Origin of the sequence: Phaeovulum sp. (assembly GCF_047638075.1) — a bacterium.
In the GTDB taxonomy this organism is placed as follows: domain Bacteria; phylum Pseudomonadota; class Alphaproteobacteria; order Rhodobacterales; family Rhodobacteraceae; genus UBA6197.
The window spans coordinates 40,361-54,991 of sequence record NZ_JBLJBV010000082.1 but is presented as its reverse complement, the minus strand read 5'-3'; the positions used below and the strand labels follow the sequence as shown (position 1 = coordinate 54,991).

At 65.9% G+C, this 14,631-nt stretch carries 14 protein-coding genes; all 14 read right to left on the bottom strand.

Annotated features, from left to right (window positions below):
• Nucleotides 1-36: 36 nt before the first annotated feature.
• A complete protein-coding gene (locus tag ACM62R_RS12825; protein ID WP_415184438.1) occupies nucleotides 37-444 on the bottom strand; it encodes a DUF3168 domain-containing protein in 408 nt (135 codons plus the stop codon).
• A complete protein-coding gene (locus ACM62R_RS12820) occupies nucleotides 441-779 on the bottom strand; it encodes a head-tail adaptor protein (RefSeq protein ID WP_415184437.1) in 339 nt (112 codons plus the stop codon). Before ACM62R_RS12820 ends, ACM62R_RS12825 begins: the two co-directional genes overlap by 4 nt.
• On the bottom strand, nucleotides 776-1,384 hold the full coding sequence (locus tag ACM62R_RS12815; RefSeq protein WP_415184436.1) for a head-tail connector protein: 609 nt from the start codon (nucleotides 1,382-1,384) through the stop codon (nucleotides 776-778). Before ACM62R_RS12815 ends, ACM62R_RS12820 begins: the two co-directional genes overlap by 4 nt.
• Before the next feature lie 152 nt (nucleotides 1,385-1,536).
• A complete protein-coding gene (locus tag ACM62R_RS12810; protein ID WP_415184435.1) occupies nucleotides 1,537-2,736 on the bottom strand; it encodes a phage major capsid protein in 1,200 nt (399 codons plus the stop codon).
• Nucleotides 2,737-2,777: 41 nt separating this feature from the next.
• Nucleotides 2,778-3,332, bottom strand: coding sequence for an HK97 family phage prohead protease (locus tag ACM62R_RS12805; RefSeq protein WP_415184454.1), 555 nt, complete (start codon nucleotides 3,330-3,332; stop codon nucleotides 2,778-2,780).
• Nucleotides 3,333-3,345: 13 nt separating this feature from the next.
• A complete protein-coding gene (locus tag ACM62R_RS12800; RefSeq protein ID WP_415184434.1) occupies nucleotides 3,346-3,579 on the bottom strand; it encodes a GTA head formation protein, RCAP_rcc01685 family in 234 nt (77 codons plus the stop codon).
• A 4-nt stretch (nucleotides 3,580-3,583) separates the two neighbouring features.
• Entirely contained in the window at nucleotides 3,584-4,765 is a 1,182-nt protein-coding gene (locus tag ACM62R_RS12795) for a phage portal protein (RefSeq protein WP_415184453.1), read from the bottom strand.
• A 105-nt stretch (nucleotides 4,766-4,870) separates the two neighbouring features.
• On the bottom strand, nucleotides 4,871-6,241 hold the full coding sequence (locus tag ACM62R_RS12790) for a DNA-packaging protein (RefSeq protein ID WP_415184433.1): 1,371 nt from the start codon (nucleotides 6,239-6,241) through the stop codon (nucleotides 4,871-4,873).
• Nucleotides 6,165-6,488: a hypothetical protein gene (locus ACM62R_RS12785; protein WP_415184432.1), complete on the bottom strand. Its 324-nt coding sequence runs from the start codon at nucleotides 6,486-6,488 to the stop codon at nucleotides 6,165-6,167. The genes ACM62R_RS12790 and ACM62R_RS12785 overlap by 77 nt, the downstream gene beginning before the upstream one ends.
• A 211-nt stretch (nucleotides 6,489-6,699) precedes the next feature.
• Nucleotides 6,700-7,875, bottom strand: coding sequence for an endolytic transglycosylase MltG (gene mltG, locus ACM62R_RS12780; RefSeq protein ID WP_415184431.1), 1,176 nt, complete (start codon nucleotides 7,873-7,875; stop codon nucleotides 6,700-6,702).
• On the bottom strand, nucleotides 7,875-9,137 hold the full coding sequence (fabF, locus tag ACM62R_RS12775; protein ID WP_415184430.1) for a beta-ketoacyl-ACP synthase II: 1,263 nt from the start codon (nucleotides 9,135-9,137) through the stop codon (nucleotides 7,875-7,877). Before fabF ends, mltG begins: the two co-directional genes overlap by 1 nt.
• 102 nt (nucleotides 9,138-9,239) lie before the next feature.
• Complete coding sequence (locus ACM62R_RS12770; protein WP_415184429.1) at nucleotides 9,240-12,677, bottom strand: AAA family ATPase; 3,438 nt, start codon at nucleotides 12,675-12,677, stop codon at nucleotides 9,240-9,242.
• The gene (locus tag ACM62R_RS12765; RefSeq protein ID WP_415184428.1) at nucleotides 12,677-13,933 is read right to left on the bottom strand and encodes a metallophosphoesterase family protein; all 1,257 of its coding nucleotides are present in this window, start codon (nucleotides 13,931-13,933) and stop codon (nucleotides 12,677-12,679) included. Before ACM62R_RS12765 ends, ACM62R_RS12770 begins: the two co-directional genes overlap by 1 nt.
• Nucleotides 13,934-14,233: 300 nt before the next feature.
• Complete coding sequence (locus tag ACM62R_RS12760) at nucleotides 14,234-14,467, bottom strand: acyl carrier protein (RefSeq protein WP_415184427.1); 234 nt, start codon at nucleotides 14,465-14,467, stop codon at nucleotides 14,234-14,236.
• Between the last annotated feature and the right edge of the window lie 164 nt (nucleotides 14,468-14,631).

Here is a 14,631-nt window from a genome sequence, read left to right as displayed (position 1 = left end):
CGCGCGGCGCATGGCCAGAAATTTCGTCTTGCGTCGTTACGCCTCGACCCGCGCGCGAAACGTCAGGTCAATCCGGCGCTTCTCGCCCGCAGCGACGCGCCGCGCTTTGGCCCGCAGGAACCACAGCCCTACCAGCCGCCCGCGCGCCAATATCAGCGTGGCATCCACCAACTGATCAGACACCGCCGCCGCCACCGCCTTGGCCGCCTGAAACCCCGCCGCATCGGTCACGACCGACACCACAAAGTCATGTTCCGCCCCGTCCCCGGTCACATCCGAGGCGTCGCGCACATCTTCCGGCCCAAGGCTCACATAGGTGCCCGTCACCAAACCGGGCGGCACCGCGTCATGGATCGCATCGCCCACCAGCGCCTCCAGCACGCTTGACCCGCGCAGGCGCTGATAGACCGCCGCCTGCAAGGCCGCACCAATGGCGTAGCTCATGCCACCACCTCCTCATGGGTAAAGCAGGTCAGGTAGTGCCCGCCCGCATCATCCTCCGCGACGGCAAGAATGCGAAACAGCCGCCCACCATCGCGAAAACGTTGCTCGGGCCGGGGCCTCTGGACAGACCCCACCGGGGCCGCACGCACCCTGATCCGGTAAGGAACCAGCGCCAGCGTCACCATTTCACCGGCGCGTTCGCGCCCCGATCCCGCCACCACCTCTGCCCAAAGACTGCCAAGCGCCGCCCAGACCAGCACATACCCGCCTGATCCATCCGGCGCGCGCGCGGCCCCTTCCAGCACCAGCTTGCGGGTCAAACGCGGCGCCTTCATACCAGGCCACCCGCAGAAGGCCGGCCCCCCAGCACCCGCACCGTGCGCCAGCGCTCAATCAGCGCCATCACGCCAAAGGGCATCGCGTCGCCGCCGCGCGCGCCCTCGTGGCGCAGCTCATAATATTGCGCGGCCAGCAAAAACACCGCCTGCGCCAGATCGGCCGGCAGGTCAGACCAGGCCGGGCCAAACCCCGCCGTAAACGCAATCTCAACCACGCCGCCCGTGGGTATTCCCGGCAGCATCCCCACCGCCGTGATCCGCGGGCGGCCAAGGTCGCGCACCAGCCGGTAACGCGCCGGGGAAACCACCGCAGCCACCCCCGCCTGGTCCCGCACCCGTATCAGGCTGACCGCGCTGACCGGGGCCACCGGCAAGGGCTGCGCCTCACCACGCCACGCCTCCAGCGTCAGCAGATAGTCGCGCGCCAACAGCACCTTCGCCGTGCGCCCCTCAATTGCCGCCATTGCCGCGCGCAGATACGCCTCCAACGCGGCATCTTCGGCGCCCAAATCGGCGAAGCCGGTGCCCAGCCGCATATGGTCGCGGAACTCGGCCACCGGCAGGGCCGCCGCGGGCACCACCGTTTCTTCGATCAGCATCATGGGAAATCTCCGAAATACCTGGCCCCCAACGGGGCATTGGGCGCAGGCCGCACCCGCCATCGCTCGGACGGAGGGAGCAGCTAGACGACAGCGAAGCCACGGCCCGCGCCCGCCCGAAACCGGGGGTCACCCCCCGGCCCGATCCGCGCCCCTTACGAGGTGGCGAATTTCAGCAGCTTGATCGCCGCAAAGTCGCTGACATCACCGCCCACACGTTTCGAGGCATAGAACAGCACATGCGGCTTGGCCGAGAACGGGTCGCGCAGTACCCGCAGATCCGGGCGTTCGGCAATGGTGTAGCCGTTCTTGAAATCGCCAAAGGCCAGCGCATAGCTGCCCGAAAGGATATCGGGCATGTCCTCGGCAATCAGCACCGGATAGCCCATCAGGCGCGCAGGCTCGCCCGCCTGCAAACCGTCGGACCACAGAAAGCGGCCATCCGCGTCTTTCATCTTGCGCACCGCACCCGCGGTTTTCGAGTTCATGACAAAGCTCGCATTGGCGCGGTATTCCGCATCCAGCGCATAGACCAGATCGACAATCGCATCCGAGGCGTTGGTGGTCGCAAAGTCGCCGTCATTGCCGGTGGCGACATAGCCAAGCTTGCCCCAGCTCCAGGCGTTTTCGTCAACCGTGGTGTGGGTCAAGAAGCCGGTCGGCTTGTCCACCCCGTCGCCCGCCACGAACGCCGCCGCTTCGGCGCGCGCAAACTTGTCAGCGATCCGGTTCGCCAGCCAGCCCTCAATATCAAAGGCGCTGTCATCCAGCAGCCTCTGGCTGGCCTTCGGCATTGCTGAAAGTTCGTGCAGCGGGATGCTGATCCGGTCAATCTGCGGCGTGCCGGTCTCGGTCAGCGACGCCGTTTCCGTGGCCCAGCCCGATCCCATTTCCGAATGATCCACCAGCACATCAAACGAGGTTGCCTCGACATTCACCACATTGGCAATCTGCCGGATCGAGGCGGTGGCCTTCAACACCCCCCGGATCGTCTCGGATGTCATCGGGTCGACCAGATAGCCGCCCTCGGCTGACACTTGGGTGTTCAGCGCCTTGCCCTCCATCACAAGGCCCCGCAGCGCGTCATCATCACCCGAGCGCAGATAGGCGCCAAAGGCTTTCAGGTGCGGTGCTTCCTCGTTGGCAGCGGCGGAAAGGGCGGGACGCCCGGCATAGGTATTCTTGCGATCCAGCATGGTCAGTCGCTCTTCCTGTTGTTTCAACGTCAGTTTCACTTCGTTCTGAAAGCCTTTGACTTCATTCAGAAACCCGGCCAGCGCGGTTTTCACCTCAGCCGCCGGTGTCGGGCCGTCAGACATACCCGTCCCGGCCCGAGCCTTGCTCTCGGTCTTCATCGTCACTCCACCTGTTTCAAAAGGGTTGAGGGTGCGCCGGCCTAACGGTCGGCCAGCATCCGCGCCGCAGTGTCCAGCACCGCGGCCAGCTCGCGCCAGTCCTCCGCCTCGGGCACATCGCCCTTGGCGGCAACCCGCGCTTGCCTCAGCATCGGGAAAGTGACCAAAGACACCTCCCAAAGCTCCAGTTCCGCAAGAAGCCTTTGGCCTTTTGCGTCCTTCTCGGCGGCAATCGTGCGGTAGCCGATCGACAACCCGTCAATCGCCCCCGCCCCGATCAGCGCCGCCGCCTCACGGGCGCGCACCACGTCCAAAAGCAACCGCCCCTTGACGAACAGCCCGCGCTCATCCTCCCGGATCTCGTCCCAGACACCGATGGGCTGCGCCGGGTCATGCTGCCACAGCATCTTGACCGAGCCGCCCTTGTCAGCCAGCCGCTTCAGGCTGCGCGCATAGGCCCCCTTTTGCACGATGTCGCCGCCCTGATCGGCAAGGCCAAAAAGGCTCGCATAGCCCGAAATCACCGCACCATCGGCAACCGCGACCGGGCCTTCCTGTCGGCAGAACTTCAACTCCAGCCCGTAATCGTTTGTCATCATGGACATTTCCTCATCTTGGGCCATATTCCAAAACCCCCTGAACCGCTTGCGTCAGGATCACGGCCACAACCCCGTAAACCGTCATCCACAGCCGTTTTTCCAACCCGATAATCATCGCCTCAATCCGCTCCAGACGCTTTTCCACCTGCCCAAACTGCAAGGCCATGATCCGTTCCGTCGCATCAAAGCGCTGCTCATGGTATTCAAACGGCTCTTTCAAATAGCGCGACCCGCCCTCGGCCATCGCCTCACACCCCGGCCAAAGGCGGCAGGCCCAACAGCGCCCGCTTTTCCGGGTCCGTCAGAAACGAGGCCTCACCGACCCGTTTCCACTGCTGGTCGCGTTCGCCCGACAGCGCCGCGATCTGGTCCAGATCGGGCCGCAACTCGACCACCTCGCCCAGGTGCGTTGACAGCCACCACCCCACGGCCGCCGCCACCCGCGTCGCCAACGGCAGCACCGTCAGCCGGTAAAACGCCCGATGCGCTTCTTGATAGTTGGCGTAGGTCGCATCGCCGGGAATACCCAGCAGCATCGGCGGCACACCAAACGCCACCGCAATTTCGCGCGACGCGGCCTGCTTGGTGGCGTGAAACTCCATATCCGAGGGGCTGAACCCCATCGGCTTCCAGTCCAGCCCCCCTTCCAGCAACATCGGCCGCCCGGCATTGCGCGCGCCCTGATGGTGCATCTCCATCTCGTTGACCAGCCGGTCATATTGGTCCGGGCTCAGCGCGCCCTGCCCGTCACTGCCCTTGTAGACAATCGCCCCCGAAGGCCGCGCGGCATTGTCCAACAGCGCTTTCGACCAGGCGCTGGCGCTGTTGTGCACATCAATCGCCGTCGCCGCCGCCTGCATCGGGCTTAACCCGTAGTGGTCATCTTGCGGGTGAAACGCCTTGATATGGCAGATCGGATCCGGCTCGCCGCTCATGTCAAAGCGGTGCTTGCGCCCCCCCACGGTATAATCATAGGCCACCGGCCAGCCATCCGCCCCCGGCACGATGCTGATCCGGTCGGCGCGCAGCACATGCAATTCGCGCGGCAATCCCGGCCCCGGCGCCACCGCCTCCAGATAGCCGTTGCCCGATAGCAGCATCTGCCCGTAAAGCGCCTCGAACAGCTCTGCGCGCCCCTGCCCGGCGTTCGGGCGGCGCATCAATTCCGTCACCGGATGCACCTCATAGCGCCGCTCGCGGTCCTGACACACCAACGGCAACGCCGCCGCCGCCTCGGCAATCAGCTTGACGCAGCGAAACCCGATCGGGTTGCCGGTAAAGCCGTTGCGCGTCAGGCTGACCGTGTCGCGCGCGCTCCACACGACCCGCCCCGACCCGGCCGCCATCGCCACCACCCGCCCCGTTGCCGAGGCCTTTCGTTCCGGCGCAACCGCCTGCGCCTCACCGCGTCGAAAAAACTGCATCACCATCGCGTTCTCCTCACTGCCAGACCGCCCGACCGGGCGCTGCAAAACGAAAGGGCCGGGAAAACCCCAGCCCTCGCGCCCTTGTTTCATGTTGCGAATATCCGCGCCCTAAAGCCCGCGCACCTGCGGCCGCCGGAACTTTCCGGCAGGCTCCAGGATCAGCTCGCTCAGCGCCCAAACCAGCGCATCCAGCCGGTCCGGGCTGCCGCGCCCCTGATAGCCCTGCACCGTCATCCGGCACATCTGGTCCTCCAGCGTGCCAAGACCGCGAAGGTGTTTGACCCGGCCCTGCTCGTAAAGCGCGGCAACCGGTTCTGCCCGCAGCCCCTTGCCGCGCCCCGCCCGCAAGGCACGAAACGGCACCAGCGGGTCCACCTGCCGGATCACACTTTCCACCAGATCGCCGCCCTGGTTCACCTCGGCAACCAGCCGTTCGGCACCGTGACGCTCCATCGCCGCCACCGCCGCGCGCGCCCATTCCAACGGGCTCGCCCCCTGAACCGAGGCATCCTCCAGCACATAGGCCCGCCAGTCCTGCGGATCACCCCGCATCACCGCGCCCACCACCACAATCCCGCATTCGTCCGAACCCGAATGCCCCGTCACCGCCGGATCAACCGCAACCACGATCCGGTCCAGATCTGGGGCCGCCTCCACCCGGCAGTCTTCGATTGTGGCGGTGCTCCACAGCGCCCCTTCGGTATCCTCCAGAAGGATCCCGTCCAGTTCCTGCCGCCCGATCCGCGTGCCCGCATAGCGCGCGCGCACCTCATCCAGGAAAGACGCCGCCAGATAGGCCCGGTTTGCTTCGGTCGGGGCGTGGGTCATCACCGTCGAGGGGTTCTTGAGGATCGCTTTCAGCGCCCCCACATTCTTCGGCGTCGTCGTGACCACCTGCTGCGGATGATCCCCCAACCGCAGCGCAAACTGAAGGTTGTCCCAGGCTTCCTCGGCCCGTTTCCACTTGGCCAACTCATCCGCCCAGGCCGCGTCAAACTGCGGCCCGCGCAGCGCCTCGGGGTCATGCGCTGAAAACACCTGCGCCGTCGCCCCGTTCGGCCAGATCAGCCGTTTGCGCCCCGCCTCCCATTCGGGGCGTCTGTCGGCTGGCGTGCAGGCCAGAATTCCGCTGTCACCGAAAACCATCACCTCGCGCACCTGCCCCTCGGTTTCGCCCACCAGCGCCACCCGCCGCGCCCTGCCGGGGTCGAGGGGGCCCGCGCCCTCCACGACGCTGCGCACCCACTCGGCCCCGGCCCGCGTCTTGCCTGCACCGCGCCCGCCCATGATGACCCAGCTTTTCCAGGCCCCCTCTGGCGGCAACTGATGCGGCAGCGCCCAAAACTCGAACATCCACGGCAGGGCCAAAAGCGCGTTGTCGCTCAGCCCTTCCAGAAACGCGTCAACATCCTCCGGCCTCGCGGAGGCAAGCCAGGCGGCGCCCGATCTCGTCTCGCGCCGCGTCGAAGTCGAGGGCATGATCGCGCCCTGCTCCGGCAACCTGTTTGCGGAGTTTTTCAACTCTGGTCCTTTCATCCATTACCATCTGGTAGGCCGCGCGAAGATCCTTGACCGCCTGTGTGGCGGCCTTGACCTCTGTAAACTCACCCTGGCGCACCTTGTTCATCGCCAGCATCAGTTCCTCGGCAACTTCCCGATACAGAACCTCAGTCCCCGATAGCAAATCTACCGTAGGCTCTTCCTCACCCGAGAAAGTCATATTCATCTGCTGCTTTGCCCGCCTCTCATGCCCTGTTCCGCACGAGCGAATTGAAAAAGCGGCTCCGGGTTTCCCCGTGCCGCTTGCCCACTTCTCCTAGCATGTCACAGGTTCTACCCTAAGCTGTTCGCAAAGTCAACAACTAAATTCAAGGTTGTGCTATGAATTCACGAAAAAGCCCGGACATACCGGGCTTTCTCATTTCATTTCAACAGGTTCAGTTCCCCTGCACCGGTGCGGGTGTTTGTCCCTTCTCGGCTTCAATCGCGCGCCATTTGGCAACATTGGCGTTGTGCTGGTCCAATGTCTCGGCAAAGGCATGGCCGCCAGACCCATCCGCCACGAAAAACAGATAAGGCGTCGAGTCGGGGTTCAGCGCCGCCGCGATCGCCGCGCGGCCAGGGTTGGCAATCGGCGTCGGCGGCAGCCCCTCAATCACATAGGTGTTGTAGGGCGTTTTCCCTCTCAGCTCGCTTTGGCGCAGACCCCGGCCCAGCGGCCCCTGCCCCTTGGTCACGCCGTAGATCACCGTCGGGTCGGTTTGCAGCTTCATTCCCTGCTCAAGCCGGTTCACGAACACGCTGGCAACTTGCCGCCGCTCATCGGCCACGCCGGTCTCTTTCTCGACAATCGAGGCCATGATCAGCGCCTCTTCGGGCGTGTCATAGGGTAACCCCTCGGCGCGGCTGGCCCAGGCGTCGTCCAGGATCCGGCCCTGACGCGCGCTCATCTCGGCCAAAAGGGCGTTGCGGTCGGACCCGCGCGCAACCTCGTAAAGATCGGGCGCAAGACTGCCTTCGGGCGGCACCGCAGCCACATTTCCGGTCAGAAAATCGGCACGTTTCAGCGCATCAACCACCTGCCAACTTGTGACCCCCTCCACCAGCGTCACGCGCAGCCGCACGTCGGGCTGTGCTGCGGCGTCGACAAAGTCACCCGGTGCAGCCTCAACCGCCGGGCTGAACTTGATCTTTTCGACATAGCGCCCGGTATCGGGGTCCAGCTCGCGCAAGATCACGTCGGTCGTCGTCACGCCAATGCGGAAATTCACCTCGGTGCCGCAGCTCGAAGGTCCGCCGGCCGTCACCTGCTCTACGATCTCAGCCATCGAGCTGCCCGGCTTTATCAGATATGACCCGAACTTCAGCGCCCCCGACTTGCCCGAATAATCCGCCCCCGCCCGAAAGATATAGCCAGACGTTATCGCCCCTTGCCCCGCCAGATCATCCGACACCGCCGAAAAACTTGCCCCCGGTTTCACCTGCAAGCACACCGCCTGCGTCAGCGGCCCCGGCCCGGTGAACTGCCGCTTGCCCCAGGCGGCCAACCCGCCCAGCGCAATCAACAGCACAATCAGGATGGTCAGGAAATTAGAGACGATATGGCGCCACATCAGTCCTTCACCTTGCCCAGCACAAGGCTGGCATTGGTACCGCCAAAGCCAAAGCTGTTTGACAGCGCCACGTCAATCTTGCGTTTGCGCGCGACATTGGGCGCCAGATCCAGCACCGCATCCGCCGCAGGGTCATCCAGATTCAGCGTCGGCGGCGCGATCTGATCGCGGATCGCCAGCACGCAGAAAATCGCCTCGACCGCCCCCGCAGCCCCCAGCAGATGCCCTATCGACGATTTCGTTGATGACATCGTCGCCGTGGCCGCTGCCGGCCCCATCAGCCGCTCGACTGCCGCCAATTCAATCGTGTCGGCCATCGTCGAGGTGCCATGCGCGTTGATGTAATCAATATCGCCCGGCGCCACCCCGGCCCGTGCCAGCGCCGCTTTCATGCTGCGAAAACCGCCGTCGCCATCTTCGGCCGGGGCGGTGATGTGATACGCATCGCCAGACAGGCCATAGCCCAGCACCTCGGCATAGATCTTGGCGCCGCGCGCTTTGGCGTGTTCATATTCTTCCAGCACGACCACGCCCGCACCTTCGCCCATGACAAACCCGTCACGGTCCGCATCATAAGGCCGGCTGGCAGCCGTGGGGTTATCGGCGCGCTTGGTCGACAGCGCCTTGCAGGCGTTGAACCCGGCAATCCCAATCTCTGAAATCGGGCTTTCCGCCCCGCCTGCCAGCATCACATCGGCATCCCCCCACTGGATCAGCCGGGCGGCATCGCCAATGGCATGGGCCCCCGTGGAACAGGCCGTCACCACCGCATGGTTCGGCCCCTTGAAGCCGAACCGAATGGACACCTGCCCCGAAATCAGATTGATCAGCGCCCCCGGAATAAAGAAGGGCGACACCCGCTTTGGCCCTTTTTCCTTGATCAGCACCGCCGTGTCGGCAATCGTGCTAAGCCCGCCAATCCCCGACCCGATCATCACCCCGGTGCGGCAGCGCGCCTCTTCGTCCTCGGGCTCCCAGCCCGAATCCTTCACCGCCTGCACCGCAGCCGTCATCCCGTAAAGGATGAAATCATCGACCTTGCGCCGGTCCTTTGGTGCCATCCAGTCATCAGCATTGAACGTGCCGTCCGAGCCGTCACCGAGCGGAATTTCGCAGGCGTATTTCGTCACCACATTGCTGGCGTCAAACCGCGTAATCGGGCCCGCGCCCGATTGCCCGGCCAATAGCCGGGACCAGGTCTCCTCAACCCCGCACGCCAGCGGCGTGACCATCCCCAACCCCGTGATAACGACCCGACGCATGTCGTACCTCTCTTTTTGACCTATCCGGCCGTTGATACAGACAGATTTCGCCCGGCGCAACGGCTCCGCGACGCGCTGCGCGCAGTCTGGCCATCACGGGCGCTACCCCAACTGGGTGATCTGCGCAGCGGGACAGACCCTTTGGGCAATCTCGCACAGATGCCGATGATGGGTCAGATAGATCACCTGCCCCACGGTCGCCATTTGCGCCAACAGCGCAAACGCCTCGGCCGAGCGATCATCGTCAAAGGTTTCCATGATGTCATCGGCAATGAACGGCACCGGGCGGCGCGTTTCTGCCAGCGTGTGATACCCCGCCACCCGCAGTGCCAGATATAGCTGAAACCGCGTGCCCTTTGACAGATCCGGTGCCGGTTTTGCGCTGCCGTCTGCCGCCATCGCCAGCAGCACCTCGCGGTCCTTGTCGGGCTGTGCGGCCAGCCCGCTATAGGCGCCCCGGCTGATCAGCGCGAACGCCTCCGAGGCGCGCTGCATCATCGCGCTGCGGTGGCTGTCGCGGTAATCGCTTAGCGCGTGGTCCACGGCAAGGATGCCCAGACGCCGCCGCAGATGCGCTGACGCCTGCTCGGATATCTCCAGCAGCACGGTTTCGCGGGCCTCATCCAGCCGCGCCGCGGCATCATCCCCCCCCACCGCCGAAAGCTGCCTGCGCGCTTCGGAAAGGGCCGCAAAGGCGGTCTGCGCCGCCTCGGTCAGCTCTTGCGCGCGTGCCTCATACTGCGCCAGATCGGCCTCAAGCCGCATCCGGTCAATCGCCTCCAGACGTGCCAGCGCCCCGGCCAGATCAGCGGCAGCCAATGCCTCGCAGATTTCATCCTCTGCGCTGATACGCGCGGCAGTCAGCCTTTGGCGCCGGGCGCAGGCGGTAAGGGCCTCGCGCAGGTCCGTCACGTCAGACGCATCAAAAAACCGCATCATTTCAAACAACTGCGCGTCGATCTTAAGGCGCTCTTGCGCCAGATCTTCGGCCCGGCGCGTCGCCGCCTGATGGTCGGCCAAAGCCGTGGCACGGGCGCGTTCCACCTCATCGGCGCGGGTCAGCCGGGCGGTGACATCCGCCCAAAGCGCAGCCCCCTCGGCCATGCCCAGCACCTGCCCCAGCCGGGCAACCGCCGCCTCGAACGCCACCCGGTTGGCGCGCATCTTGGCAATCCGGTCATTCAGTGCAGCATGGGTGGCGGCCGCGCGTTCCAACGCCTCGGCCCCGTCCAAAAGCGCGCGCATCACATCAGGCTCAGGGGCGGCGCCCCCTTCCATAAGCCAGCTATCCGCCGCCAACCCTGCCCATTCCTGCGCCCATCGGTCGGCCTCGGCCTCTGCTGCGGCCAGCGCGGCCTGACGGCGCTGATGCACCGCGCGGGCCTGTGCGGCAGTGGCGTGCAGCGCGCCCAGACGGGTGCTGGCGTCGCTTTGCGCCTGCGCCTCAGCCATCAGCGTATCATAGGGCAGGTCCGGGTCGGCATCAGCCCCCGCCCCGGCCAACGCCGCCACCAGCGCCGCACGGGCCGCAGATACCGCAGCCTCGGCGGCGGTTTCCTCGGCACGCGCGCGCGCCACCTGCGCCGCAGCTTCCAACGCCGCATCGCGCAGGCCCAGCCAATGGCGCAGCGCTTCGGCACTCTGGTCAGGGTCCAGCTTGTCCGACAGCGCCGCGATGCCGGCCTGCAACGCCCTGACGGCCGCTGATTGCGAACCCTGTGCCGCCACCTGTGCCGCCTCCGCCCCGGTTAGATCAGCGCGCAGCACCGCCAACGCCTCTTGCGCCTGCGCATCGCGCGCAACCTCGGCCCCCTGCGCCGCCCATGCCGCACCCATCCGGTCATCGTGGCGCAAGGCGGCCTCGAACGCGTCCGCGCTGCCCGCGTCCAACCGCGCGCGATGCGCCGCCCAGGCCGCTTCGCGCTGACTGCGCACGGCCGCCGCAGTAGCGGCATCCACCGGCCCCCCCCCGACGCCCTGTGCTGCAAGCCCCGCCTCGGCCCGCGCAATCTGGGCTTGCAGGCGCGCGACCTCGGCCTCGGCGGCAGCCCTTGCCTGATTGGCGGACGCAATGGCCGCCTGCCAGCCGTCGATCTGGCGCAACAGCGGCGGTGCCATCGCGGTCAGATCCTCAACACCCCCGCGCCACGGCGCAAGCGCGGCCAGTTTCGGGGCCAGCGTCTCCTCCGCCAAGGCGCGTTGGCGGCGGGCGTGGCGCAAGGCACCGCCGGGGTCTTGCGCGCGCAGGGAAGCCAGCAATACCGCCAGCGCCTCGGCCCGCAGGGGGGCGCCCCCCGCATCCGCCAACAGCGCCGCCGCCTCGGTCGCCGCGGTCTCGGCCTCGGTCGCCTCGGTATGCGCCGCCTGACGCCGCGCCTCTACGCCCGAGCGTGTTTCAATCAGCGCCCGCAGCCCCGCCACGGTGCGCGCCAGCAGGCGCAGCGCCGCCGGGTCGGCCCCCGGCTGACCCAACGCCAACAGCAACGCCGCAATCTGCTGCGCGGCAGAGGTGGCCTCTTCTTCGCGGTGCGGCAGATCCTTGACCGCCTCGTCATGCGCCGATTTCAGATCCGTCGCGGCGGCAATTTCTTCGCGCGCGGCCAGCACGTCAGGGTCGGGGCAAAGCGCCGCCAACTGCCGCTCCAATGCGGTAATCCGGGCGGCAGTTTCCTCTTGCCGGGCGCGGGTGGCGGCCTGCGCCTGCGCAAGGTCGGGCAGCAGCGCGGCCCAATCCCCGGGCGGTTCTGGCAGGGCCGACAGGGGCGCAAGATCTGCGCCAAGGCGCAACCAGCGCGCGTAGATCGGCAGCGCCGCTTGCAACTGGCGTTGCGCGGCCAGCGCCACCTGCGTCTCGCTCAGCCTTGCCTGAACCGCCGCCCATTCCTCATGGGCCTGCGCCTCTTGCGCGGTCAGTCTGGCGTAATCGGCGGCCTGAGTGTCGATCTCGCGCTTGCGCGCCTCAAGCGCGTCCAGCCGCGCCTTGAGGCTGTTCAGCGCGGTATTTTGCGCGCGGGGCCGAAAAAAGGCGTCCGCCTCGCGGCGCAAGGTCTCAAGCCCTTTGCCAAGGCCGGTCAGCCCGGCGCTGGCGGAAAACAACAGCTGCCCCAGATCACCCTGACTGGCCAGAATACTGTTGCCGCCCGCCTCGATCGTGTCATCATCCAGCGAAAACATCGCCCGGTAGCCGGCAAGGTCGATCCCACCCAGACCCGCGCCCAAAACCGCCTCGGGCAAGGCCGCGCCGCCAGCATCCAAAAGGGTAGCGCCCCGGCCCTTGATCCGAACCACCTCTTGCATCTGGCCGCCGATGTCCAACCGCGCACCGACACGCATCGCGGACTGATGCAAAAAGCGGTAGGGGCTTTTGTCAGGGATGCCGAACAACAAATCCAGCCATGCCGCCAGCGTGGTGGATTTTCCCGCCTCATTCGGCCCGTAAAGAATGTGCAGATCCGGTGCGCCGGGTTTGGGCGGCGCAAAGGCAAGGCTGCGGTCGGTGAATTTGCCGTAGCGGGTCAGGTCCAGCCGTTCAAGCCGCATCAGCCGTCCCCCTCGGGGGCGGCGGCCAGCACGGCCAGCACTTCGGCGGCACCCTCGCGCATCAGACGGGCGCGGGTTTCGGCCTGTGCGGCCTCATCCTCGCCCCAGATCGGGCGCAACGGGCGCGGCAGCGCACGCAAAAGGGCGGTCAACTCGGCCTCGGCGGCGGCGGCAAGGGCAGGGCTGGTCAGCGTGGCGGGCATCTGATCGGCCAGATCGGCCAGCGGCCCCGCCCCGGCCGCACCCTGCCCGGCGGTGCTGGCGTTTTCCAACTTGTCGATCCACACACCGTCCAGCGCCTCGGCGGCCAAGCGGGCCTCTTCTTGCAACAGGTCCAGATCGCGCAGCACCCGCCACGACAGCGCGCTTGGCCCGGTCAGGACCGGGCGCAACACCAGATGTTCGGCCCCATGGTCACGGCGCGCGCGGGCCAGCGCCCTGCCGATAGCGGCAACCAGATCGGCCCAATCGGTCAGCCCGTCCAGCGGCACCGGCACCCGTTCAAACTGGGCCAGACCGGTCGCGCGGGTCTCAAGCGTGATGGCGCCGTCATCGGCCACCGTCACCAGCGTGACCGACTTTTCCCCCGCCTCGCCAATATCGCGCCCCTGCGGCATGCCCGGCATGACCACGGTGGCCGCCCCGATATATTCGGCGCGGCCATGCACATGCCCCAGCGCCCAATAGTCGTAACCGCTGGCATTCAGATCCGCCAAGGCGCACGGCGCGTAGGGGTCATGCCCCGGCGCCCCGGCAAGGCTGGTGTGCAGCATCCCGATGTTGACCGTATCGGCCAGCGGCGCGGGAAAGCGGCCCAGCAGGCTTTCGGGGGCCTGCGGCTTGGCAAAGCTGATCCCATGCACCGCGACCGGGCGCCCCCCGGTTTCAATCAGATGGGTTTCCGCCTTTGGCCCGAACAGCGTGACCGAGGGCGGCAAAACCAGTTCGCGGGTAATTTTCGACAGCGCATCATGGTTGCCCCGGATGATGAAGGCGCGCACCCCGCCCGCCTCCAGCCGCTGCAACTGCTGCCCCAAAAACCGTGCGGTCTTCATCGAGGTCTGCTGCCCGTCATAAAGATCGCCCGCGATCAAGAGCGCATCCACCGCCTCGGCCAGACACAGATCAATGATCCGCACAAACGCCGCCCGCGTCGCCGTGCCGATCAGATCCGACAGTGCCGGGTCGCGCAGCGCAAGCGAGCGCAGCGGCGAATCCAGATGAATATCAGCAGTGTGGATGAACCGAAAAGCCAAACCTTGTCCTTGCCTTGGGCTGCGCGCCCGACCTTCGCCAGCCACGCGGGCAATGTCAAAGCCATTCGTGGCATCATACGCGCATCCTCGCGCCTCAGAGGGCGCCGGTCATTCAGCCGCCGAAAAAATGCCCGGACCCGCGCCGGGACCCCGCCACACCCCGGGTAGCGCCTTGAAAACACACGCTCCCCTTGGCCAACAGATAATTTTTCAAACATCGCGCATCGGCCGGGGACAGACAGAATGCAAAACGGCACCCTACCAAGGGTGCCGTTTTCAAATCATCCGATTCCAAAAGGATCAGACGGCTTCGGTGATGAACTTCACCGCATCGCCAAAGGTCTGGATCGTTTCGGCGGCATCATCCGGGATCTCGATCCCGAACTCTTCTTCGAAAGCCATGACCAGCTCTACGGTGTCAAGGCTATCTGCGCCCAGATCGTCAATGAAAGACGCGGTCGGGGTGACCTTGTCTTCTTCAACGCCCAGATGCTCGACGACGATCTTTTTAACACGATCAGCGATGTCGCTCATGTTCATTCCTCAAAATCAAAGGGTAAGCGCGCACTCACGCCTCGCCCAGTCACGTCCTTGCTCGTTCCGAGCGGCTCACGCGCCTCGCTTGCGCAAGGCAGCCGGCAGACGGGTTATCCCCGGCCAGTCATCGCCGCCTATAGCACAGTCACATGCCATGGCAA